This window comes from Streptomyces sp. NPDC025721, assembly GCF_055558595.1.
The window spans coordinates 1-22,842 of the sequence record NZ_JBVHMF010000036.1 but is presented as its reverse complement, the minus strand read 5'-3'; the positions used below and the strand labels follow the sequence as shown (position 1 = coordinate 22,842).

Here is a 22,842-nt window from a genome sequence, read left to right as displayed (position 1 = left end):
AGGGCCCGTCCGATCCGACTCAAGAGGAGCAGTCTTGTCCGCAGTCGACTATGACATCGGGATCATCGGTGGAGGCCCGGCAGGCTCCACCGCGGCCTCATACCTGACCAGGGCCGGACTCACCGTCGCGGTCTTCGAGGGGGAGACCTTCCCCCGCGAGCACGTCGGCGAGTCACTGGTGCCCGCCACCACCCCCGTACTGCGCGACATCGGCGCGCTCGACCTCGTCGAGCAGGCCGGATTCCCCCGCAAATTCGGCGCGGCCTGGACGTCCGCGGCACCGGCCGGCATCCCCACCATGGGCTTCGGCGGCCTCTCGCACGGGCTCGGCGCCGCCGAGATCGAATTCGACGAGCGCGACCAGCCCGGCGTCCTCCAGTCCCACACGTACCACGTGGACCGGGGCAAGTTCGACCAGCTCCTGCTCCAGCACGCCGCCTCCTGCGGCGCGAAGGTCTTCGAGAACACCCGCATTGGCAGCGTCGACTTCTCCGGCGAGCACCCGGTGATCCACCCCGTCCGCGACAAGGACACCGGTGTCACCGTCCGCATGGTCGTGGACGCCAGCGGGCGCGGCACGATGCTCGGCCGCCAGCTCAAGCTCAAGGTCCCCGACCCGGTGTTCAACCAGTACGCGGTGCACACCTGGTTCGACGGCCTGGACCGCACGGCCCTCTCGCACGACAAGAAGAAGGCCGACTACATCTTCATCCACTTCCTGCCGCTGACCGACACCTGGGTCTGGCAGATCCCGATCACCGACACCATCACCAGCGTCGGCGTCGTCACGCAGAAGAAGCACTTCACCGCCTCCAAGGACGACCTGGAGGGCTTCTTCTGGGAGTGCGTGGGAAGCCGCCCCGAACTGCGCGCCGCGCTCGAGGACTCCGAGCGCGTACGCCCCTTCAAGGCCGAGGGCGACTACAGCTACGGCATGAAGGAGATCACCGGCGACAACTTCGTGCTGATCGGCGACGCCGCGCGCTTCGTGGACCCGATCTTCTCCAGCGGCGTCAGCGTCGCGCTCAACAGCGCCCGCATCGCGACCAAGGACATCATCGCGGCGGCGGAGGCCGGGGACTTCAGCAAGTCCCGCTTCACCGAGTACGAGCGGACGCTGCGGCGCGGGGTGAGCAACTGGTACGAGTTCATCTCCATCTACTACCGGCTGAACATCCTGTTCACCGCCTTCGTGCAGGACCCCAGGTACCGGCTCGACGTCCTCAAGATGCTCCAGGGCGACGTCTACGACGACGACGAACCGCGCGCGCTCGCCGCGATGCGGAAGATCGTCGCCACGGTCGAGAACGATCCCGACCACCTCTGGTACAAGCACCTGGGCAGCCTGTCCGCGCCCTCAGCGGCGGCGCTGTTCTGATGACCGATCAGGCCCCGGAGGCGGTGGCGATCATCGGTGCCGGCTGCCGCTTCCCGGGCGGCGTGGCGGACCTGGCCGGATTCTGGCGGGTGCTGCGGGACGGTACGGAAGTGATCACCGAGATCCCGCCGTCCCGCTCCGACCTCGCCCGGCACTACGACCCGGACCCCGACGCGCCAGGCCGGACGTACACGCGCTGGGGCGGTTTCATCGAGGACGAGACGCGTTTCGACGCGGAGTTCTTCGGTATCGCCCCGCGCGAGGCCCGGCAGATCGACCCGCAGCAGCGGATGCTCATCGAGGTCGCCTGGGACGCGCTGGAACACGCCGGGATCGTCCCCGGCAGCCTCGCCGGCACCCGTACCTCCGTCTTCTCCGGCGGCCTGAGCGTCGACTACTTCCTGCGGCACTCCCGCGAGGCGGGCGTCCGCGGCATCGACCCCTGGTACGCCTCGGGCAAGGAGGCCAGCTTCGGCCCCGGCCGGCTGTCGTACCTGCTCGGCCTCAACGGCCCGAGCGTGGCGCTGAGCACCGCCTGCTCCTCGTCGCTGGTCGCCGTGCACCTCGCGCGGCAGAGCCTGCTCACGGGGGAGTCCGACACCGCGCTGGTCGGCGGCGTCAATCTGCTGCTCTCCGCCGAGCTGACGGTGTTCATGTCGAAGGTCGGCGCCATGGCCAAGGACGGGCACTGCAAGGTCTTCGACGCGGCGGCCGACGGAATCGTCCGCGGCGACGGCTGCGTGGTGCTCGTCCTCAAGCGGCTGACCGACGCACTCGCCGACGGCGACCGCGTGCTGTCCGTGATCCGCGGCTCCGCCGTCAACCACGACGGGCACAGCGCGGGACTGACCGTGCCCAGCGCCGCCGCCCAGCAGTCGCTGCTGCGGGACGCCCTGGCCGCCGCGGACGTACGGCCCGACGAGATCGGCTACGTCGAGGCGCACGGCACCGGCACCCCGCTCGGCGACCCCATCGAGATGAGCGCGCTCGCCCGGATTCTCGGCGAAGGACGCGACGCGGAACACCCGCTGCTGGTCGGCTCGTTGAAGACCAACTTCGGGCACACCGACGGCGCGGCGGGCGCGGCCGGGCTCCTCAAGGCGGCACTGGCCGCACAGCACGGCGAGATCCCCCCGCATCTGCACCTGGACCGGCTCAACCCCGGTATCCGCTGGGACCGCTGGCCGGTGCGGGTGCCGACGGACCTCACCGCGTGGCCGGACGGCGGCGGGCGGCGACTGGCCGGCGTCAGCGCCTTCGGGCTCAGCGGCACCAACGCCCATGTGATCGTCGAGGCACCGCCCGCGGTCGCCCCGCCCGCCGAGGCGGCACAGGACCGGCCGTCCCGGCTGCTCCTGCCGGTCTCCGCGCGCTCCGGCGCCGCGCTGCGCGAACTGGCCCGTGCGCACCGCGACCGGCTGCTCGACCAGCCGGAGGCCGAACTGGCCGCGTACGTCACGGCGGCGGGCACCCGGCGCACCCAGCACCGCGAGCACCGCATCGCCGTCACCGGCAGGACGGCCGCCGAACTCGCCCAGGAACTCGGCGCGTTGCTGGAGACGTCTCTCGACTCCGCCGTGCCGGACCTGGCGGCGGAAGAGCGAGGCGGCGCGCAGTGGGGCGGCACGGACGCCGGGGACTTCGGCGACCCGGGCGACTCGGGCGACGACCTGCCGCAGGTCTGCTTCGTCTTCTCCGGGCAGGGCGGCCAGTGGACGGGCATGGGCCGCGAACTGCTGGCCCACGAGGACGCCTTCCGGACCGAACTGACCCGCGTGGACGAGCTGATCGCCGCGGAGGCGGGCTGGTCGGTGATCGGCGAACTGACCGCGGACGCCGAGCACTCCCGGCTGACCCGGACCGAATTCGCCCAGCCCGTCGTCTTCGCCGTGCAGGTGGCCGCCGCCGCGCTCTGGCGCTCCTGGGGCGTGGAGCCCGCCGCCGTCATCGGGCACAGCATGGGCGAGATCGCCGCCGCCCACGTGGCGGGCGCACTGACCCTCACCGACGCCGTACGCGTCATCGTGCACCGCGGACGCCTCCTCCAACGGGCCGAGGGCGGCGGCCGGATGGCCTCCGTGGCCCTCCCCGAAGCCGACCTGCTGCCGCTGCTCGCCGCATACGGCGACGACGTGACCGTGGCCGCCGTCAACGGTCCCGCGAGCACCGTCGTCTCCGGACGCACCGAGGCCGTCGAGGCCCTGGGCGCCGAACTGGCCGAGCTCGGCCACGGCTACCGCGCGATGCCTGGCGAATACGCCTTCCACAGCGCGCAGATGGCGCCCTACCAGGACGAACTCGTCGCACTGCTCGGCGAGATCACCCCGGCGAAGCCGCGCGTGCCGGTCCACCTCACCTGCGAGCCGGGCGCCGATGGCCCCTTCGGCGCCGACTACTGGGGACGCAACCTCCGCCAGCCGGTCCGCTTCTCCGCCGCGCTCGGCCGCGCGCTCGACGCCGGTCACCGCCTCTTCGTGGAGCTGGGCCCGCACCCGGTGCTCGCCCAGCCCGTCGTCCAGAGCCTGGAGGACCGGGGAGTCGACGGGCTCGTCGTCCCCACCCTGCGCCGCGACACCGACGACGTCGCCACCGCGCGCACCTCGCTGGCCGGGCTCTACGCCGCCGGGGTCGACATCCGTTGGCCCGAGGTCAATCCGGGACCCACGTCCGTCACTGACCTGCCCGGCTACCCGTGGCAGGGCGACAAGCTGTGGTTCGACATCCCCGCGCCCGACGCGAACGCCGATGCCGACACCCTGCCGCGACTGAGCGCACTGCACGGCGAGTTGAAGCTGTACGACGAGGCCGGGCGGCTCGTCGCCGAGACCGTGGGGCTGCGCCTGAGCACACCGGGCGCGCCGCTGTCCGAGACGGCGCCGCCCGCCCTGCCCGCGCCGGTGGACGCCGCTCCCACCGCTCCGGCGACCCCGGCGCGCCCCAGCCGCGACCAGCTCGCCGACCTGGTCGCGGACGCCGCCGCGGAGGTGCTGGGGCTGGCCTCCGGCACCACCGTGGCGCGCGGTCGCGGCTTCACCGACCTCGGCATGGACAGCCTCGGCGCCGTCGAGCTGTGCAAGGTGCTGGAACGGTCCGTGCCGCTGCGGCTGCCGAAGACCGCGGCCTTCGACCACCCCACTGTGCGGCGGTTCGCCGACTACCTCGACGGCCTGCTCGGCGACGCCCCGGCTCCCGCGCCCGCCGTGGCCCGTACGACCGGTACGGCGGCCGTGTCCCGTACGACCGCCACGCCCGCGGCTCCGGCCGCGCCGACCGGTACGCCCGGCGCGCCCGAGCCGATCGCCGTCATCGGCGTCGGCTGCCGCTTCCCCGGCGGCGCCGAGGGCCCGGACGCCTACTGGCGGCTGCTGACCGCGGGCCGCGACGCCGTACGCCGCGCCCCCGACGGCCGCTTCGACGACCCGCGCGTGTGGTGGGGCGGCTTCCTGGACGACGACCCGGCGGGCTTCGACGCGCCGTTCTTCCGGATCCCGCCGCGCGAGGCCAAGGTGATGGACCCGCAGCAGCGGATGTTCCTCGAAGTGGCCTGGGAGGCGCTGGAACACGCGGGCGTCCCGCCGACCTCGCTCGCCGAGTCCCGCACCGGGGTCTTCCTCGGCATGAACTCCACCGACTACGCCCAGATCGTGGGCAGCCACCCCGACAACGTGGACGCCTTCTACGGCACCGGCACCTCCTTCAGCGCCGCCGCCGGCCGCCTGTCGTACCTGCTCGGCATGCGCGGCCCGAGCCTGGCCGTCGACACCGCCTGCTCGTCCTCGCTGGTCGCGGTGCACCTCGCGGTGGCCAGTCTGCGCTCGGGTGAGAGCGACCTCGCGGTCGCCGCGGGCGTCAATCTCATCCTCGGCCCCACCATCCACCGGGCCAGCGACGCCGCCGGGGCCCTCGCGGCCGACGGCCGGTGCAAGACCTTCGACGCCACCGCCGACGGATACACGCGGGGCGAGGGCTGCGGAGCCGTCATCCTCAAGCCGCTGTCCGCCGCCCGGCGCGACGGCGACCGGGTCCTGGCGCTGATCCTCGGCTCCGCCGTCAACCAGGACGGCGCCAGCAGCGGCTTCACCGCCCCCAACGGTCCCGCGCAGGAGACACTGCTGCGCGCCGCACTCGCCGACGCCCGCGTCGGCGCCGACGACATGGACTACGTCGAGGCGCACGGCACCGGCACCCCGCTCGGCGACCCGATCGAACTGCGGGCGCTCGGCGCCGCGTTGGCCGGACGGACGACCCAGCAGCCCTGCCTGGTCGGCTCGGTGAAGACCAACATCGGCCACCTGGAAGCCGCGTCCGGCATCGCGGGACTCATCAAGACCGTCCTGGCCCTGCGGCACGAGACGGTGCCCGCGCACCTGCACTTCACGCGGCCGAGCCCCGACATCCCCTGGGACGAACTGCCCCTGGACGTCCCGACCGAGGCCCGCCCGTGGGCCCGCGGCGAGCGCCGCAGGGTCGCCGGGGTCAGCGCCTTCGGCTTCAGCGGCACCAACGCGCACATCGTGCTCGCCGAGGCCCCCGCGACCGACGCCTCCGACGCATCCGACGTCCCCGATGCTTCCGGCACCTCCGACGCGGACGACGGCGCCGCCCTGACCGCCCGCCTCCACGTCCTGCCGCTGTCCGCCGCGTCCCCCGCCGCACTGCGCGACCGGGCCGCCGCCCTGCGCTCACTGCTCACCGCCGAGCCGGACGGCGACGCGATACGGGACGCGCACGGCGCGGAACCGGCCGCCGTGGCGCGGACCCTGGCCGTACACCGCTCCCACCTCGACCACCGGCTGGTCGTCGTGGGCCGCGACCGCGCCGCGCTCGCCGAACGACTGACCGCCGTCGCCGACGGTGACAGCGTCCCCGGCACCGTCCTCGGCAAGGCCGCCGCACGCGCACGCGGACCCGTCTTCGTCTTCTCCGGACACGGCTCCTACTGGCCCGCCATGGGCCGCTCCCTGCTGGCCGCCGACCCGGTGTTCCGGGACGCGATCGCGGACTGCGACGCCGCGCTCGCCCGCCACCTGGACTGGTCGGTGCGCGAAGCGCTGGAATCCGCGCGCGAGCCTTCGAACGAACTCGACCAGCAGATCATGCTCTTCGCCACCCAGTACGGCCTGACGGCGAGCTGGCGCGCCCTGGGCGTCGAGCCCGCCGCCGTGCTCGGCCACAGCATGGGCGAGGTGTCGGCCGCCCTGTGCGCGGGCGCGCTCGACCTGGCGCAGGCCGCGGAGATCATGGTGCGCCGCACCCACCTGCTGCGGGCCCTGGTCGGCCAGGGCGGCATGGCCGTGGTCGGCCTCGACGCCGACCGCACCGAGGACGAACTGGCACCGTACGGCGACCGGTTGTGCGTCGCCGTGGTCAACAGCCGACAGTCGACGGTGGTGTCGGGAGAGACGACCGCACTGGAGGAACTGGGCGCCCGAATGCGCGCGCGCAACGTGTTCTTCCGTGCGGTCAACGCCGGCGGCCCGGCCCACAGCCCCTGGGCCGAGCCGCTGCGCGAACAGCTTGTACACGCCCTGACCGGCCTGGCCCCGGCCGCCCCGCGCCTGCCGATGTACTCCTCGGTGGACGGCGCGCCGCTCGCCGCCGACACCCCCCTGGACGCCGCCTACTGGGGCCGGAACCTGCGGCAGACCGTACGGTTCGCCGACGCCGTACGGGCAGCGGCGGCGGACGGACACGACACCTTCGTGGAGCTGTCCGCCCACCCCATCCAACTCGTGCCCATCGAGCAGGAGTTGCGGGCCGCGGGCACCGACGGACTGTTCGTGCCGTCACTGCTGCGCGACCAGGACGGCCCGGAGTCGCTGCTCACCGGGCTCGGCGCCCTGCACGTCGGCGGCCAGGCCGTGGACTGGCCGCGGCTGCACCCCGGGAACGGCCCGCTCGCCGAGCTGCCGACCTACCCGTGGGAGCACAAGCGGTACTGGGTCGACCAGCGCGACGCCGCCCCCGCGAACAAGGGCGCCCACCCGCTGCTGACCCGCGACGTCCGCACCCCGTCGGGCCGCGTCGTGGAGACGGACCTCGACGCCCGTACCGCCACCCGGCTCGGCGCCGAACCCGTGGGCGCCGCACTGCGGGTGCCCGGCGCCACCTGGCTGGAGCTGGCCGTCGCCGCGGCCGGGACCGCCTTCGGCCCCGTCCGCCCCGTCCGCCTTGAGGACATCACCCTCGACCGCCCCCTGCTGGTCCCGGCCGACGGCTCCGTCACCACCCAACTCACCCTGGAACGGGTCGCGTCGGGCGACCAGCCGGGTCTGGCGCTCACCTTGTGGGAGCCCGCCAGCGACACCGCGCCGCGCCCCCGCCGCCTCGTCTCGGGCCGCGCCCTGCCAGGACGCGCGCCGTCCGACACCGCTGCGGACGCCCCGCCGCACCCGCGCGGCCCGGTCGACGAGGCCCTGCGCGCCTGGGTGGCCCGGCACGCCACCGGGGACTGCGCGCCGACCCCGGAATCGGCCCGGACCGCCGACGGCCGCATCGAACTCGAACTGCGGCTGCGCCCGGCCACCATGCGCTGGCACCTCGCCCCCGACCTCCTCGAACTCGCCCTGCGGCTGCCCGCGTTCCTGCTGTCCGCCGACCCCGCCGACCCGGCGCCGCTCCCCGCCTCCCTCGACAGCCTCACCCTGTACGCGGCCCCCGACGACCGCGTCCTCGTCACCGCCGCCCTGCGCCCCGACACCGCGGGCGACCCGACCGCCGACATCCGCCTGACCACCCCCGAGGGCCGGCCGCTCGCCGAGATCACCGGCCTGCGCCTCGCCCCGCCGCGAGGCCGCGTCCTCAACCAGGAGGAGACCGCGCGCCTCACCACCAGCCTGTACGTCCTCGGCTGGCAGGAGCGCCCGCTGACGGTCCGTCAGCCCGAGCAGCGGCCGGCCGAAACCCCGGCTCGGCTCGAAGCCGGGCCTCCGCAGCGCGGCTTGACCGCCCATGTCCCGGCCCAGCGGGACGGCCTCGGCGCATCACGGACCGACGACGACCCGTCCACAGCCGCCGGGGGAGCGGGGGCGCTCCTGACCGGACCTGTCACCGTCGTCCTCGCGGACCGCGGCGGCGTCGCCGAAGAACTGGCACGGGCACTGGCCGCACAAGGCCGGCCCACGACCCTGCTGGCGGCCGACGGCGAGCCCGACGCCGTACGGCAGCGACTCGCCGACGCGCTGCGGGAGTTGCGCACCGGGCCCGGCTGCCGGGACGTCGTGCACCTCGGGGCGCTGGACCTGCCGGAGCGGGACGAGCCCGACCCCCTCGCCGTGGCCGACGCGTGCGCGGGGGTGACGGCGGTCGCCTCCGTGACGGCGGCGGTCGGCAGCGGCGCACGCGTGCTGTACGTGACGCGGGGCGCGGTCGCGGTGGACGAGCTGGAACTGCCCGCCGCCGCACAGGCACCGCTGCGGCAGTCCGCGATCGTCTCCGGCGTGGAACGCCCCACCGCCTGGGGCGCCGCGCTCGACCTGGACCCGCTGACCTCGGGTGTGGAGGAGGACGCGGCGGCCGTCGCGGCCGAACTGCTCGCCCACGGCGCCGACCGCGCCGGAGGCGAGGACGTCGAGGACCAGATCGCGCTGCGCGCCGGACGCAGGCTCACCGCCCGGGTGCTGCGCGCCCCGGCCCCGCCGCCGCTGTTCGAGCCGGTCGAACTGGCCGCCGACCGCAGCTATCTGGTGGCGGGCGCGGAAGGACCGCTGCCCGACCGGGTGGCCGCCTGGCTGACCGCGCGCGGCGCGGGCCGCACGCTGGTCGTGCCCCGCGTGGAGGACGCCAAGCAGGCGACCCGGCTGATCGAGGACGAGGCCGCGGCCGGACACCCCGTCGCGGGCGTGATCTGGCTCGGCGTCGGCTGGAATCTGCCGATCGACCAGGAGCCGACCGCCGCCGCGATCGCCGAGGCGGTCGAGGACCGCGCCCGCGGCGCGTGGCTGCTGCACCAAGCAGCGCTCGACACGCGTACCGACCTGGACCTCTTCCAGGTATGGGGCACCGTGGCGTCGGCCTGGGCGGCGATCGGGGCGGGCGTGCAGGCCCCGGTGGACGCGCTGCTCACCGCCCTCGCCGGGCACCGGCGCGCCCTGGGCCTGCCGGTCTGCGCCATCGCCTGGGCGCCCTGGCTCGACGTGGATCTGCTGGACCGCGACAGCGCCAACCGGCTGACGCGCAGCGGCATGCGCCCGCTCCCGCCCGGCATCGCCGTGGAACTGCTCGACCGGATCACCGCGGCGGGCCTGACCGGCGCCGCCGCGGCCGACGCCGACTGGGGCCTGCTGCTGCCGCTCTACCAACAGGCCCGTCCCTGGCCGCTCTTCGACGCCCTGGCCGCCGAGGCGGCGGCTGCGCCCGGTGACTCCGGCGCGCTGCTGGACAAGCTGCGCTCGTTGCCCGACGCGGCGCGCGGCGATCTGCTGCTGGAGTGCGTCCTGGAGGAGGTGGCGGTGGTGCTCGGCCTGGACGGACCCGGCGAACTCGAGCCCCGGCAGGGCTTCTTCGAACTGGGCCTGAACTCCATCACGGCGCTGGAGATGAAGGTACGGCTGGAGCGCCGCTTCGGCAGCGCGCTCCCCGCGACACTCGCCTTCGAATACCCGACGGGCGACGCCGTGGCCGGATTCCTCGCCGCCGAGGTGGTCGGCGGATCGGGCGACGAGCGGTCTGACGCGCCGCAGCCCGCCGCCGACAGCGTCACCCGTACCGAAGACACCGGACGCGCAGAGAACGCCGCGACCACCGGACGCGCCGAAAGCGCCGAAGGCACCGCGGACAACGCCACCGTCACCGGCGACCTCACCGATGAAGACGACTACGACGACCCCGACGACGCGGACCTCTTCGCCCGTCTGGACGCCGAAGTCGCCGCCGTGAACGCCCTCATCGAGGGAGACAAGCGATGAACCAGCCCACCGACGGTGCCGGACCCCGCACATCGGACCGTACGCCGGAGCGCGCACCGGACCAACGGTCCCGCCTCGCCCAGGCACTGGAGACCATCGGGCGGCTGCGCACGATGGTCGAGGACCAACGGGCCGCGCTGCACAGCCCGGTGGCCGTCATCGGCGTCGGCTGCCGCTTCCCCGGCGGCGCCGACTCGCCCGAGCGCATGTGGGACCTGCTGCGCGACGGCGTGGACGCCATCGGCCCCTTCCCGCGCGACCGTTGGGACACCGACCCGTACTACGACCCCGACCCCGAGGCGCCCGCGAAGGCGTACGTCGTGGAAGGCGGCTTCCTGGACAGCGCCGACACCTTCGACGCGCAGCTCTTCGGGATCGCGCCGGGCGAAGCGCTCGGAATGGACCCCCAGCAGCGGATCGCGCTCGAAGTCGCCTGGGAGGCGCTGGAGCGGGCCGGCATCCCGCACGACTCGCTGGACGGCTCCCGCACCGGCGTCTACATCGGCGCGAGCACCAGCGACTACGTACGGCTGCGGCAGCAGTACGGCGACCCGGCCGCGATCGACGGCTACCAACTCCTCGGCGAGAACAGCTTCATCGCCGGACGCATCGCGCACACCTTCGGGCTGCGCGGACCCGCGCAGGTCGTCGACACCGCCTGCTCCTCCTCACTGGTCGCCGTCCACCAGGCGTGCCAGGCCCTGCGCCTGGGCGAGACCGATCTGGCACTTGCGGGCGGGGTCAACGTCATCCTGTCCCCGTACGGCTTCGTGCTGGTCAGCAAGGCCGGGGCGGTCTCGCCCGACGCCCGCTGCAAGGCGTTCGACGCCTCCGCCGACGGCTACGCACGCGGCGAGGGCTGCGGTCTGGTGGTGCTCAAGCGGCTCAGCGACGCGGTGGCCGACGGCGACCGGGTGCTCGCCGTCATCCGGGGCAGCGCCGTCAACCACGACGGCCACGCCAGCGGCATCTCCGTACCCAGCGGCAAGGCGCAGCAGGAGGTCATCCGCGCGGCCCTCGCCGACGCGGGAGTCACCGCAGACCGGATCGGCTACGTCGAGGCGCACGGCACCGGCACCGCCCTCGGCGACCCCATCGAACTGCGCAGCCTGGAGACCGTCCTCGGCACCGGCCGTTCGGCGGATCACCCCGTCTACGTCGGGTCGGTGAAGACCAACGTCGGCCACCTGGAGGCGGCGGCGGGCATCGCCGGGCTGATCAAGAGCGTGCTGGCCGTCGGCCACGGCGAGATCCCGGCGAGCCTGCACTTCCGCACGCCCAACCCCAACGTCGACTGGGACGCGCTGCACCTGCGGGTCGCCGCCGAGCACACCCCGTGGCCGTCCGACGGGCAGCCGCGCACCGCGGGCCTCAGCTCGTTCGGCGCCAGCGGCACCAATGTCCACCTCGTCATCGAGGAACCGCCCGCCATGACCACCGAGCAGCCCGAGCCGGACCCGCGGCCGGGGCGGCAGGCAGAAGTGTTCGTCGCGTCGGCCCGCAGCGAACCGGCGCTGCGTGAACTCTCCCTGCGCTGGGCCGACTTCCTGCGCGCCAACCCGGCGACCCCGCTGGACTCCGTGGCCCGCACCATCGCCGCCGGCCGCTCACCGCAGCAGGTCCGCGCCGCCTTCACCGCCCGCGACACCGCCTCGCTCGCCGACCGGCTGCACGACTTCGGGACCGGCGACGGCGGCCCCGCCCCCCGCCGCGCCCAGGCCGCGCACCGCGTGAAGACCGCCTTCATGTTCACCGGCCAGGGCGCCCAGTTCGCGGGCATGGGACGGGAGTTGTACGAGTCCGAGCCGGTGTTCCGGCAGGCTCTGGAGCGCTGCGCCGAGATCGTCGACCCGGTCCTGGACCGACCGCTGCTGGAGATCGTCCACCCCGTCGAGCCCGACGGCTCGCTCGACAGGACCGGCTACACCCAACCCGCGCTGTTCGCCGTCGAATTCGCGCTCGCCGAGCTGTGGGCGTCCTGGGGTGTCCGCCCCGCCGCCGTGATCGGCCACAGCGTCGGCGAGTACGCGGCGGCGTGCGTCGCCGGAGCGGTGGACCTGGAGGACGCGCTCGGGCTGATCGCCCTGCGGGCCCGGCTGATGGAGTCGGTGACCGCGCCCGGCGCGATGCTCGCCGTACAACTGGACGCGCAGGCCGCCGAGCGGGCCATCGGCTCCCGCGCCGACCTGGTCGCCGTCGCCGCCGTCAACGGGCCCCAGGACACGGTCCTTTCCGGCGATGCCGATGCCATCGCGGAGATCCGGGCGGAGCTGGCCCGCGAGGGTGTGACCGCCAAACCGCTGACCGTCTCGCACGCCTTCCACTCGCCGCTGCTCGACCCGGTCCTCGCCCCGCTGGAGGAGGCGGCGGCGAAGATCACCTTCCGTGAGCCGCGCGTCCCGCTGATCTCCAACCTCACCGGCCGGCCGCTGGACCGCGCCACCCTCGCGGACCCCGGCTACTGGGCCCGGCACGCCCGGCAGCCCGTCCGCTTCCACGACGGCGTGCTGGCACTGCGCGAGACCGGTGTCGGCGCCTTCGTGGAGATCGGCCCCGGCCGGACCCTGCTCGGCCTGGCCGCCCGCGCCCTGCCCGACCCCGACCTGCTGTGGCTGCCGTCCCTGCGGCGCGGCCGGCCCGAGGCCGAGCAGGTCCTGGGAAGCCTGGGCGCGCTGCACGCCTGGGGCGTACCCGTCGACTGGTCGCGGGTGCACCCGGCCACCGCCGACCGGCACGTGCCGCTGCCCACGTACGCCTTCCAGCGGCTGCGACTGAACTTCCCGCTGGCCGACGGCACCTCTCCGGTACTGCCAGGACCCGGCGGGGCGGTCGCGGACCCCGAAGCCGGGGACTACCCGCAGTACGCGGTGGAGTGGCGCCGCTCGCCGCGCGCGGGCCGCGCCGCGGATCCGGCCGGGCGCACCCTGCTGTTCACCGACACCACGGGGGTCGGTGAGCGGCTGGCGGCGGAGCTGTCCTCGCTCGGCGGGGAGTGCGTGCTGGCCAGGATCGGCGACGGTCCGGCCGGGCTGCCGGGCGCCAGGAGCGTCCCCGCGGGCGATCCCGCCGCGCTGCGCGCTCTGCTGGCCGACGTCGGCCCGGTCGACCGGATCGTGCACCTGGCGGCCCTCGACGCGCCCGGCGGCGACAAGACCACCGTCGAGGACCTGGCGCGGGCCCGTGTGACGGGACCCGAGACCGTGGTGCACCTGATCCAGGCGCTCGCCGAAGGTGCCTCTCAGGCGCCTCCCGGCTCCGCCTCCGAAGCCGCCACCGCCGGGGCCCGGCCGCCCCGGCTGTGGCTGGTCACCCGCGGCGCGCAGGCCACCGGCGAGGAGGAGGCCCCCGAGGGCCTGGCGGGATCGCTGCTCACCGGCCTCGCCAAGGTCGTCTCGCTGGAACACGCCGACCTGTGGGGCGGGGCCGTCGACCTGGACCCGCAAGGCGGCGCGGCCGACAGCGGCGCCGCGGAACTGGCCGAGGAACTGCTCCTCGGCGACGAGGACGACGAGGTCGCCTACCGCGGCGGCGCCCGCCTCGTCCCCCGTCTGATCCGCTCCGGCCCCCCGGCCGACGACGCCCCGCGCCTCCAAGTGACCGGCGAAGGAAGCTACTTGATCACCGGCGGGCTCGGCGGCCTCGGGCTGACGCTGGCCGAGTGGCTGGTCGGCCTCGGCGCCCGGCACCTGGTCCTCACCGGCCGCGCGGGCCTGCCCCCGCGTCAGAGCTGGGACGACCCGGCGCTCCCCGCGCCCGTCGCCGAGCGGGTCGCCGCCATCCGCGCCCTGGAGACCGAGGGCGCGCGGGTGACCGTCGCCGCCGCCGACGTGGGCGACGAGGCGGGCATGGCGGCGGTCCTCGCGGACATCGCCGACAGCGGGCAGCCGCTGCGCGGCGTCATCCACGCCGCGGGCCTGGCCGGGGCGCAGAACATCGCGGAGGCCGACCCCGAGTCGCTGCACGCCGTGCTGCTGCCCAAGGTCGAGGGAGCCTGGACGCTGCACCGGCTGCTGGACGGCGCACCGCTGGACTTCTTCCTGCTGATGTCGTCCATCGCCTCCGTGTGGGGTTCGGCGCACCTGGGCGCGTACGCCTCGGCCAACCGCTTCCTCGACGCGCTCGCCGCCTACCGGCGCGGCACCGGCGCCACCGCGCTCAGCGTGAGCTGGGGCCCCTGGCGGGTGGCCAGCGGCCTGGGCGGCGACGAGCTGATGGCCCGTCTGGAGGCCCTGGGGCTCCGGGCGATCGACCCGGAGACCGGGCTGCGGCACCTGGGCCCGCTGCTCGCCTCCGACACCGCGCACGCCGTGGTCTCCGGCGCCGACTGGACGACGCTCGGCCCGCTGCTGGAATCGCGCCGCGCCCGCCCGCTGCTGACCGAGGTCCGCGCCGACAGCGCCGGTCCCGGCCAGGACCAGGGTCCCTCCGAACACCTGCGGGCCGTCCTGGACGCGCCCGCCGACCAGCGCGAACCGCTGCTCGACGGCTACGTCAGAACCGTCCTCGCCGACCACCTCGGCGTCGCGCTCACCGAGATCACCGACGACATCAGCCTGCTCGACCTGGGACTGGACTCGCTGGGGGTGACGCAGGTCATCGCCCGCTACCGCGCCGACCTGGCCCTGCGCCTGGAACCCCGTCCCTTCTTCGAGGAACCGGCCGTCCACTGGGCACGGCTGCTCGCCGCCGAGGTCGCCCGTCAGCACTGACCCACCGATCCGGCTGCACCGGCCGAAGCCCCAGGACACACCGCCGTATCCCAGGAGGTCGCAGATGAACACCCGCCACGACGTAGCCATTCTCGGCGCAGGCATCGCCGGTTCGATCCTGGGCGCCGTGCTCGCCCGCAACGGCGCCAAGGTGCTGCTGCTGGACGCCGGCACCCACCCGCGGTTCGCCATCGGGGAGTCCACCATCCCCTACACCTCGGTGCTGATGAAGGTCGTCAGCGCCCGCTACGACGTGCCGGAGATCGCCCACCTCGCCAGCTTCCAGAGCGTACGCAAGCACGTGACCGGGGCCTGCGGCGTCAAGCGCAACTTCGGCTTCGTCTACCAGCGCGAGGGCCAGGCCCAACGGCCCGACGAGGTCAACCAGTTCGTCATCCCGAAGATGCTGCACACCGAGAACCACTTCTACCGGCAGGACATCGACGCCTACATGGCGTACACCGCCGCCTCCTACGGCGCGGTCCTGCGGCAGCAGACCCGGATCCAGGACGTCGACATCGACGGCTCGGGCGTCACCTTGACCACCGACCGCGGCGAGACCTTCCAGGCCCGCTACGTGGTCGATGCCAGCGGCCACCGCTCCCCGGTCGCCGAGCACTTCGGCCTGCGCGAACAGCCCACCCGCTTCAAGCACCACTCGCGCTCGCTGTTCACGCACATGGTGGGCGTCACCCCGTACGACGACGTCATGCGCAACCCGTCGCAGTACGGCAACCCCAGCCCGTGGCACCAGGGCACCTTGCACCACGTCTTCGACGGCGGCTGGCTGTGGGTGATCCCCTTCGACAACAACAAGGGCGGCACCAACCGGCTGTGCAGCGTCGGCCTCACCCTGGACCCGCGCCGCCACCCGCGGCCCGACGGCCCGCCGCAGCAGGAATTCGACGAATTCCTCAGCCGGTTCCCCGACATCGCACCGCAGTTCAAGAACGCCCGCCCGGTCCGCGAGTGGGTCTCCACCGGCCGGTTGCAGTACTCGACCACCAGCACCGTCGGCGACCGCTTCTGCATCACCGCGCACGCCGCCGGATTCATCGACGCGCTCTACTCCCGCGGCCTGACCAACACCCTCGAAGTCGTCAACGTCCTGGGCTACCGGCTGCTCGACGCGATCCGCGACGACGACTTCTCCCGCGAACGCTTCGCCTTCGTCGAGCAGTTGGAGCAGGGCCTGCTCAGCGCCAACGACGACCTGGTCAACAGCTCCTTCATCGCCTTCCGCGACTACGAGATGTGGAACGCGGTCTTCAGGACCTGGGCGATCTCCACCGTGCTCGGCACCTTCCACCTCGAAGGCGTCTACGACCGGCTGCGGCGCGGCGGCGACACCGGCCCGCTGCGCGAGATGGAGCACTCCAAGTACCTCGGCTCGCCCTTCCCCACCCACGACGGCTGCAACGAACTGCTGCGCCACACCACCGCCGTCAGCGAGCAGGTGGAGAACGGCACCATCACACCGCAGGAGGCGACCCGGCGGCTGTTCGCGCAGCTCTCCGCCGCCGACTTCATCCCGCCGCCGCTCAACCTCGACAAGCCGGGCAACCACTTCTTCCACGCGACCCCCGCGCGCATGGCGCGCACCGTCGCCTGGGCCCGGACCAAGGCACCCGCCGACATCGCGGGCACGGTGACCCACGCCATGCGCGGCTTCGCCATGGAACGCGTCGCGCACGGCGGCTGACCCATCCGTATCCGACCCGAACAGGTGATGGGCACCATGAGAACCGACCCCGACCACATCGGAGACGACCAGCGTGACCCGGACGTCACCGTCCTGGGCACCGGGATCACGGCCACCTCGCTGGCCGTGATCCTCGCCCGGCACGGCCTGCGCGTCCTGCTGCTCGGCGAGCACGACACGTCCGGCAGCGAGCCGGGTGAGATGACGCTGCCGTGCACCTCGTTCCTCTACGAGGTGATCGCCGAGCGCTTCCGGGTGCCGGAGATCGCGCTGCTCGCCGACGCGGGACGGGTCGGGCGCGAACTGTCGTACAACTGCGGCGTGCAGCGCACCCTCGGCTTCGTGCACCACCACGAGGGCGCCGGGCACCGGCGGGCCGACTCCCTCCAGTTCAACATCCCCTCGGAGCACGGCGAGAGCCGCTTCTACCGGCCCGACCTGGACGCCTGGATGCTCGCCGCGGCCGTCGGGTACGGCGCCCGGGTACGGCAGCGGGTCCGGGTCGACAAGGCCGTCGCCGAGGACGACCGGGTACGCCTGACCCTGACCTCGGGTGAGGAGATACGCACCCGCTTCGTGGTCGACACCGGCGGCCCCGACTCGGCCGTGGCCCGCGCGCTCGGCGCCGAGCGGGTCTCCGGGGGCACCGGCACGCGGGTGATCGGCGCGCACGCCGTCGGCGTACGGCCGTACGAGCGGGTCGCGCCGGTCCTCAAGGGCTCGCACCCCTGGTCGCAGGGCACCTTGCACCACGTCTTCGACGGCGGCTGGATACAGGTGGGCCACTTCCGCAACGGCTCGGGTACGCCGGCCGGCTCCGCGCTCGCCACCGTCACCCTGTCGCTGGACGCCGCCCGCTTCCCCCGGCAGGGGACCGACGGCTGGGAGGAGATCCTCGCCCGCGCCGCCCGTCACCCGGCCGTCGCCGCCCAACTCGCCGACGCGCAGCCGATGTTCTGCTGGACGGCCGACTCCGGCCAGTGGCACGCCTCGCGCACCGTGGGCGACCGCATGCTGCTGCTCGACGGCTCCGCGCTCGGCGGCGACCCGGTCCTCGGCCGCGACCTCTACACCTCCGCCCAACTCGTCTACTCCGCGGCCTCCGACATCCTCGCCGCGGCCAGGGACGACGACTGGTCGGCGGGCCGCTTCCGTTATCTGGAGCGTTTGCAGCACGGCATGGCGGACCGTCAGGACCGCCTGGTGGACGCCGCGTTGGCCGCCAGTTCGCACCCCGCGCTGTGGAGTGCGACGGCCAGGGTCTGGCTGCTGGGCACCATGTTCGACGCGCTCTCCCTCAAGCGGAGCGCCAAGACGATGGCGTCCGGCGCCGCCGAGGCCGCCCTCACCTCGCTGCGCGCCGACCCCGCCACCGGTGTCTGCCACGAGACGCTGCCGGAATACCGCGAGCTGCTCGACTTCACCCTCGCCGCCTGCCGCGACACCGCCGAGGGCCGCGCCACCGCCCGCCAGAGCGCCGACCGGATCTTCGTCCGCCTGCGGAACGAAGCGATGGTGCCGCCGATCTACGGCTTCGGCGACCCCACCGACCGCGAGTACGTCCTCACCACCCCGCAACGGGTGCGCACCCTGCTGTGGGCGCGCAAGGAAGCACCACCGGGAGTGCTGCGCCTGGTGCGGCCCTACGGTGCGCGCGGCGGCGGAAAAGACCTCGGCCATGACGACTGACCAGGAACAGGACATCCGACGCAGACTCGCCCACCTGGGGATCGTGGACATGGAAGCAGACACCGGAACCAAGAGGTTCCCCGCCCAGGCCCTGCCGCCGGAGCCGTCCGCCATGCGCCAGGTGTGCGGGCACTTCACCACCGGCATCACCGTCGTCACCAGCGTGATCGACGGGCAGTGGGTCGGCGCCACCGTCAACTCCTTCACCTCCGTCTCGCTGGAACCGCCCCTGGTGCTGTTCTGCCTGCGGCACGACTCCCGGCTGCTGGCCGCCGTCCGCGCCACCGGGACCTTCGCCGTGAGCATCCTCGGCGCGGCACAGGGCCCGGTCGCCATGGGCTTCGCCGCACCGGGGCCGACCCGCTTCGACGGGCTGGACTGCCTCAGCGGCAGCGTCGGCGCGCCCATCCTGCGCGACGCCATCGGCTACCTGGAGTGCAAGGTCGCCGACGAGTACCACGGCGGTGACCACCGGATCGTGGTCGGCGCCGTCACCTCGCTCGGCACGCTGGAGGACGACGGCCCGCTCACCTTCTACCGCGGACGGCTCGCCCGGCTCGACAAGGAGCGCTGACCATGAGCATCGACCTGACGCGACAGCCCGTCGCCGAGGCCGTGCCCCCGTACCCCGACCCCTCCGCGCCGCTCGACCTGCGCACCCTGCCCGAGGTGCGCACCCTGGTGGACGCGCTGCGGCTGCGCGCCGCGACACGGCCGGACGACACCGCCTTCGTCTTCCTGCACGACGGCGAGGAGCCGCAGGACCCGCTGACCTACGGCGCCCTCGACGCCGACGCCCGGCGGCACGCCGCCGCGCTCATCGCGGCGGGACTCGCCGGCCGCAACGCCGTACTGCTCTACCCCTCAGGATTCGATTTCGTCCGCGCCCTGCTCGGCTGCATGTACGCGGGCATCGCCGCGGCGCCGGTCCAGGTGCCCAGCCGGGTCAGCGGACTCCAGCGGCTGCGCGGCATCGCCGACGACGCGGCAACCCACGCCGTCCTCACCACGGCCGCCGTGGCACGCGAGCTGCGGGAGCGGTTCGGCGACCGCCCGGAGCTGACCGGCCTGACGCTGATCCCCACCGACGAACTGCCCGAGGACGCCGCCGGGGGCGCGGACCCGGAGCAGTGGCACGGCACGCTGCCGGGACCGGGCGACACCGCGCTGCTCCAGTACACCTCGGGGTCGACCGGCGACCCCAAGGGCGTGATGGTCACCCACGCCAACTTCATGGCCAACGCGCGGGAGACCGACGACCTGTGGCCCTGCGGCCCCGGCGCCACCGTGGTGTCCTGGCTGCCGCTCTTCCACGACATGGGCATGCTGTTCGGGATCGTGCTGCCGCTGTGGGCGGGCCCGACCTCGTATCTGATGACACCCGAGGCGTTCATCCGCCGCCCGGCCCGCTGGCTGGAGGCGATCTCGCGGTTCCGCGGCACGCACGCCGCCGCGCCCGGCTTCGCGTACGACCTGTGCGTGTCAGCCGCCGCGGAGGGCCGGATCGGCCCGGGCCTCGACCTGTCCAGTTGGCAGGTCGCGGGCAACGGCGCGGAACCGGTGCGCTGGCGGACCATCGAGAACTTCGCCGCCGCCTTCGCCCCCGCGCGCTTCGACCCGCGCGCGATGTGCCCCGGCTACGGGCTCGCCGAGAACACCCTGAAGGCCACCGGCGACCGCGTCGACCGGGAACCCGCCGCCCTGTGGGTCTCCGACGACGCCCTGCGGGACGGCGTGGTCCGGCAGGTCGACGCGGACGCGCCCGGCGCCGTGCCGATCGTCGGCTGCGGCGCGCCGGAGCCTGGGACCCGGATCAGGATCGTCGACCCCGCGACCCTGAACCCGCTGCCCGACGGCCGCGTCGGCGAGATCTGGATCAACGGGCCCTGCGTGGCGGCCGGCTACTGGGGCCGCCCGGAGGCGAGCAAGGAGACCTTCTGGGCCCGCACCGCCCCCGCCGCCGACGACAGCCACGAATATCTGCGCACCGGCGACCTCGGCTTCCTCCACGACGGCACCCTGTACATCAACGGGCGGCTCAAGGACCTCGTCATCCGCGCGGGCCGCAACCACTACCCGCAGGACATCGAACTGTCCGCCGAGACCGCCGCCCCCGGCCTGCGCCCCAACTGCGCGGCGGCCTTCTCCGTGGACGACGGCAGCACCGAGAAACTGGTCGTCGTCGTGGAGGCCGACGGGCGGACCTTGCGCGAGACCGGTACGGAACGGCTGCACAGGCTTGTACGTGAGGCGGTCTGGGACAATCATCGGCTGGAGGCGGACGACGTACTGCTGGTGCGGCGCGGCACTCTGCCCAAGACCTCCAGCGGCAAGGTGCGACGCCGCGCCTGCCGACAGCTCTACACGGACGGATCGCTGGCCGACGCCGTCGTACGAAGCGGCTGACGTCCGGGCCCCGCGACGCCCGCACGGCCAGGTCATGACGCACCGAGGAGACACCGTGTCCGCAAGCCCAGGAAGAGGAACCACCGCCGAGCGGCTGTCCGAACTCACCCGCAGGCGGGCCGAGTCGGCGCGGCTGGCGACCGACGCACCAGCCGTCGCGCGCCAGCACGACAAGGGCAAGCTCACCGCCCGCGAACGCATCGACGCCCTGGTCGACCCGGGCAGCTTCGTCGAGCTGGACGCCATGGCCAGGCACCGCTGCCACGACTTCGGCATGGACCGCCAGCGTCCGCTCGGCGACGGCGTGATCACCGGATACGCCACGATCGACGGCCGCCGGGTCTGCCTGTTCGCCCAGGACTTCACCGTCTTCGGCGGCAGCCTCGGCGAGGTCTACGGCGAGAAGATCCTCAAGGTGATGGACCTGGCGCTGCGCACCGGCTGTCCCATCATCGGCATCAACGACTCGGGCGGCGCCCGCATCCAGGAGGGCGTGGTCTCCCTCGCCCTCTACGCCGAACTGGTCAAGCGGCACGTCCAGGCGTCCGGCGTCATCCCGCAGATCTCCCTGATGACCGGCCCCTGCGCGGGCGGCGCCGTCTACGCCCCGGCGATCACCGACTTCATCGTCATGGTCGAGGGCATCTCCCACATGTTCGTCACCGGGCCCGACGTGCTGAAGACGGTGACCGGCCACCAGATCGACCGCGAGGAACTGGGCGGCGGCTACAGCCACAACGCCGTCTCGGGCAACGCCCACCACCTCGCGCGCGACGAGAAGGAGGCGTTCGAGTACGTCCGCCTGCTCCTCGGCTACCTCCCGTCGAACAACATGGACGACGCGCCCGACTACGAGGTGCGCGCCGCGGAGGAGTTCACCGCCGCCGACCTCGCGCTCGACGAGCTGATCCCCGACGAGGCCAACCGGCCCTACGACATGCACCAGGTGATCCACACCGTCCTCGACGACGGCGAGCTCCTCGAAACGCAGGAACTGTTCGCCCGCAACATCATCTGCGGTTTCGGCCGGGTGGAGGGCCGCAGTGTCGGCGTGGTCGCCAACCAGCCCTCTCACATGGCCGGGGCGCTCGACATCGACGCCAGCGAGAAGGCCGCCCGCTTCATCCGCACCTGCGACGCCTTCCACATCCCCGTCCTCACCTTCGTGGACGTCCCCGGCTTTCTGCCGGGCCTGGAGCAGGAACGCGGCGGCATCATCCGGCGCGGCGCCAAGCTGATCTACGCCTACGCCGAGGCCACCGTCCCCATGGTCACGGTCGTCACCCGCAAGGCGTACGGCGGCGGGTACGGCGTCATGGGCTCCAAGCACCTCGGCACCGACGTCAACCTCGCCTGGCCCACCGCCGAGATCGCCGTCATGGGCGGCGAGAGCGCGGTCACCGTCCTGCACCGCCGCGCCGTCGAGCAGGCCGAGGACCCGGCCGCCGAGCGCGACCGGCTGCGCGCCGAGTACGAACAGGCGCTGTGCAACCCGTACGTCGCCGCCGAGCGGGGCTACGTGGACGCGGTGATCATGCCGCACGAGACCCGCGGGCAGGTGGCCCAGGCGCTACGCGCGCTCGCCGACAAGCGGGTGACGCGGCTGCCGCGCAAGCACGGGAACATCCCGCTGTGAGCGGCGCGCGCGACCCCGACATCCGGGTGGTGCGGGGCGAGCCCACCGCCGAGGAGCTGGCCGCACTGCTCGCGGTGTGGGCGGGCGCCGGCGCCGCGCTCGGTGACGAGCCGGCGGCGCGGCGGTCGCCTTCGCGGCGATCGTGGCGGCGGGGCACGGTCCCCGCCTCGGACCGCGGCCCCGGCCAGTGGCGGCGCGGCGGCCGGAGCGGCGGCTGGACGCCGTGAGCGCGGCCGTCCGTCGCGCGGCCCCTGACCGCCGCGGGGCGTCGGAGCCGGGAAGCCGCCGGAGTCGGGGAAGCCGAACCAGCCAAATGAGCCAAGGGAGCCATCGTGCGCAAGGTGCTCATCGCGAACCGCGGTGAAATTGCTGTCCGCGTTGCCCGTGCCTGCCGGGATGCGGGGATCGCGAGTGTG

10 protein-coding genes are annotated in these 22,842 nt (G+C 73.8%); all 10 read left to right on the top strand.

The genetic code is table 11. From position 1 onward, the window contains the following. Positions 1-34: 34 nt before the first annotated feature. Entirely contained in the window at positions 35-1,378 is a 1,344-nt protein-coding gene (locus ACZ4EF_RS33390) for an NAD(P)/FAD-dependent oxidoreductase (protein WP_355334791.1), read from the top strand. Next, complete coding sequence (locus ACZ4EF_RS33385; RefSeq protein ID WP_467507871.1) at positions 1,378-10,284, top strand: type I polyketide synthase; 8,907 nt, start codon at positions 1,378-1,380, stop codon at positions 10,282-10,284. Before ACZ4EF_RS33390 ends, ACZ4EF_RS33385 begins: the two co-directional genes overlap by 1 nt. Next, entirely contained in the window at positions 10,281-14,993 is a 4,713-nt protein-coding gene (locus ACZ4EF_RS33380; RefSeq protein ID WP_467507869.1) for a type I polyketide synthase, read from the top strand. The genes ACZ4EF_RS33385 and ACZ4EF_RS33380 overlap by 4 nt, the downstream gene beginning before the upstream one ends. A 64-nt stretch (positions 14,994-15,057) precedes the next feature. Further along, the gene (locus ACZ4EF_RS33375) at positions 15,058-16,695 is read left to right on the top strand and encodes an NAD(P)/FAD-dependent oxidoreductase (protein WP_355334782.1); all 1,638 of its coding nucleotides are present in this window, start codon (positions 15,058-15,060) and stop codon (positions 16,693-16,695) included. A gap of 36 nt (positions 16,696-16,731) precedes the next feature. Then, a complete protein-coding gene (locus tag ACZ4EF_RS33370) occupies positions 16,732-18,384 on the top strand; it encodes an NAD(P)/FAD-dependent oxidoreductase (protein WP_467507867.1) in 1,653 nt (550 codons plus the stop codon). Next, entirely contained in the window at positions 18,374-18,958 is a 585-nt protein-coding gene (locus tag ACZ4EF_RS33365) for a flavin reductase family protein (RefSeq protein ID WP_355334777.1), read from the top strand. The genes ACZ4EF_RS33370 and ACZ4EF_RS33365 overlap by 11 nt, the downstream gene beginning before the upstream one ends. Positions 18,959-18,960: 2 nt before the next feature. Continuing rightward, positions 18,961-20,790 carry a fatty acyl-AMP ligase gene (locus ACZ4EF_RS33360; RefSeq protein WP_467507865.1) on the top strand — a complete coding sequence of 610 codons (1,830 nt, stop codon included), beginning with the start codon at positions 18,961-18,963 and terminating at the stop codon, positions 20,788-20,790. Between the two features lie 34 nt (positions 20,791-20,824). Further along, entirely contained in the window at positions 20,825-22,426 is a 1,602-nt protein-coding gene (locus ACZ4EF_RS33355) for an acyl-CoA carboxylase subunit beta (RefSeq protein ID WP_391047674.1), read from the top strand. After that, positions 22,423-22,653 (top strand): acyl-CoA carboxylase subunit epsilon, encoded by a 231-nt coding sequence (locus ACZ4EF_RS33350; RefSeq protein WP_467507863.1) that lies wholly within the window; start codon positions 22,423-22,425, stop codon positions 22,651-22,653. The genes ACZ4EF_RS33355 and ACZ4EF_RS33350 overlap by 4 nt, the downstream gene beginning before the upstream one ends. Positions 22,654-22,758: 105 nt before the next feature. After that, a partial coding sequence (locus tag ACZ4EF_RS33345; RefSeq protein WP_355335748.1) for a biotin carboxylase N-terminal domain-containing protein occupies positions 22,759-22,842 on the top strand: 84 nt, incomplete at its 3' end.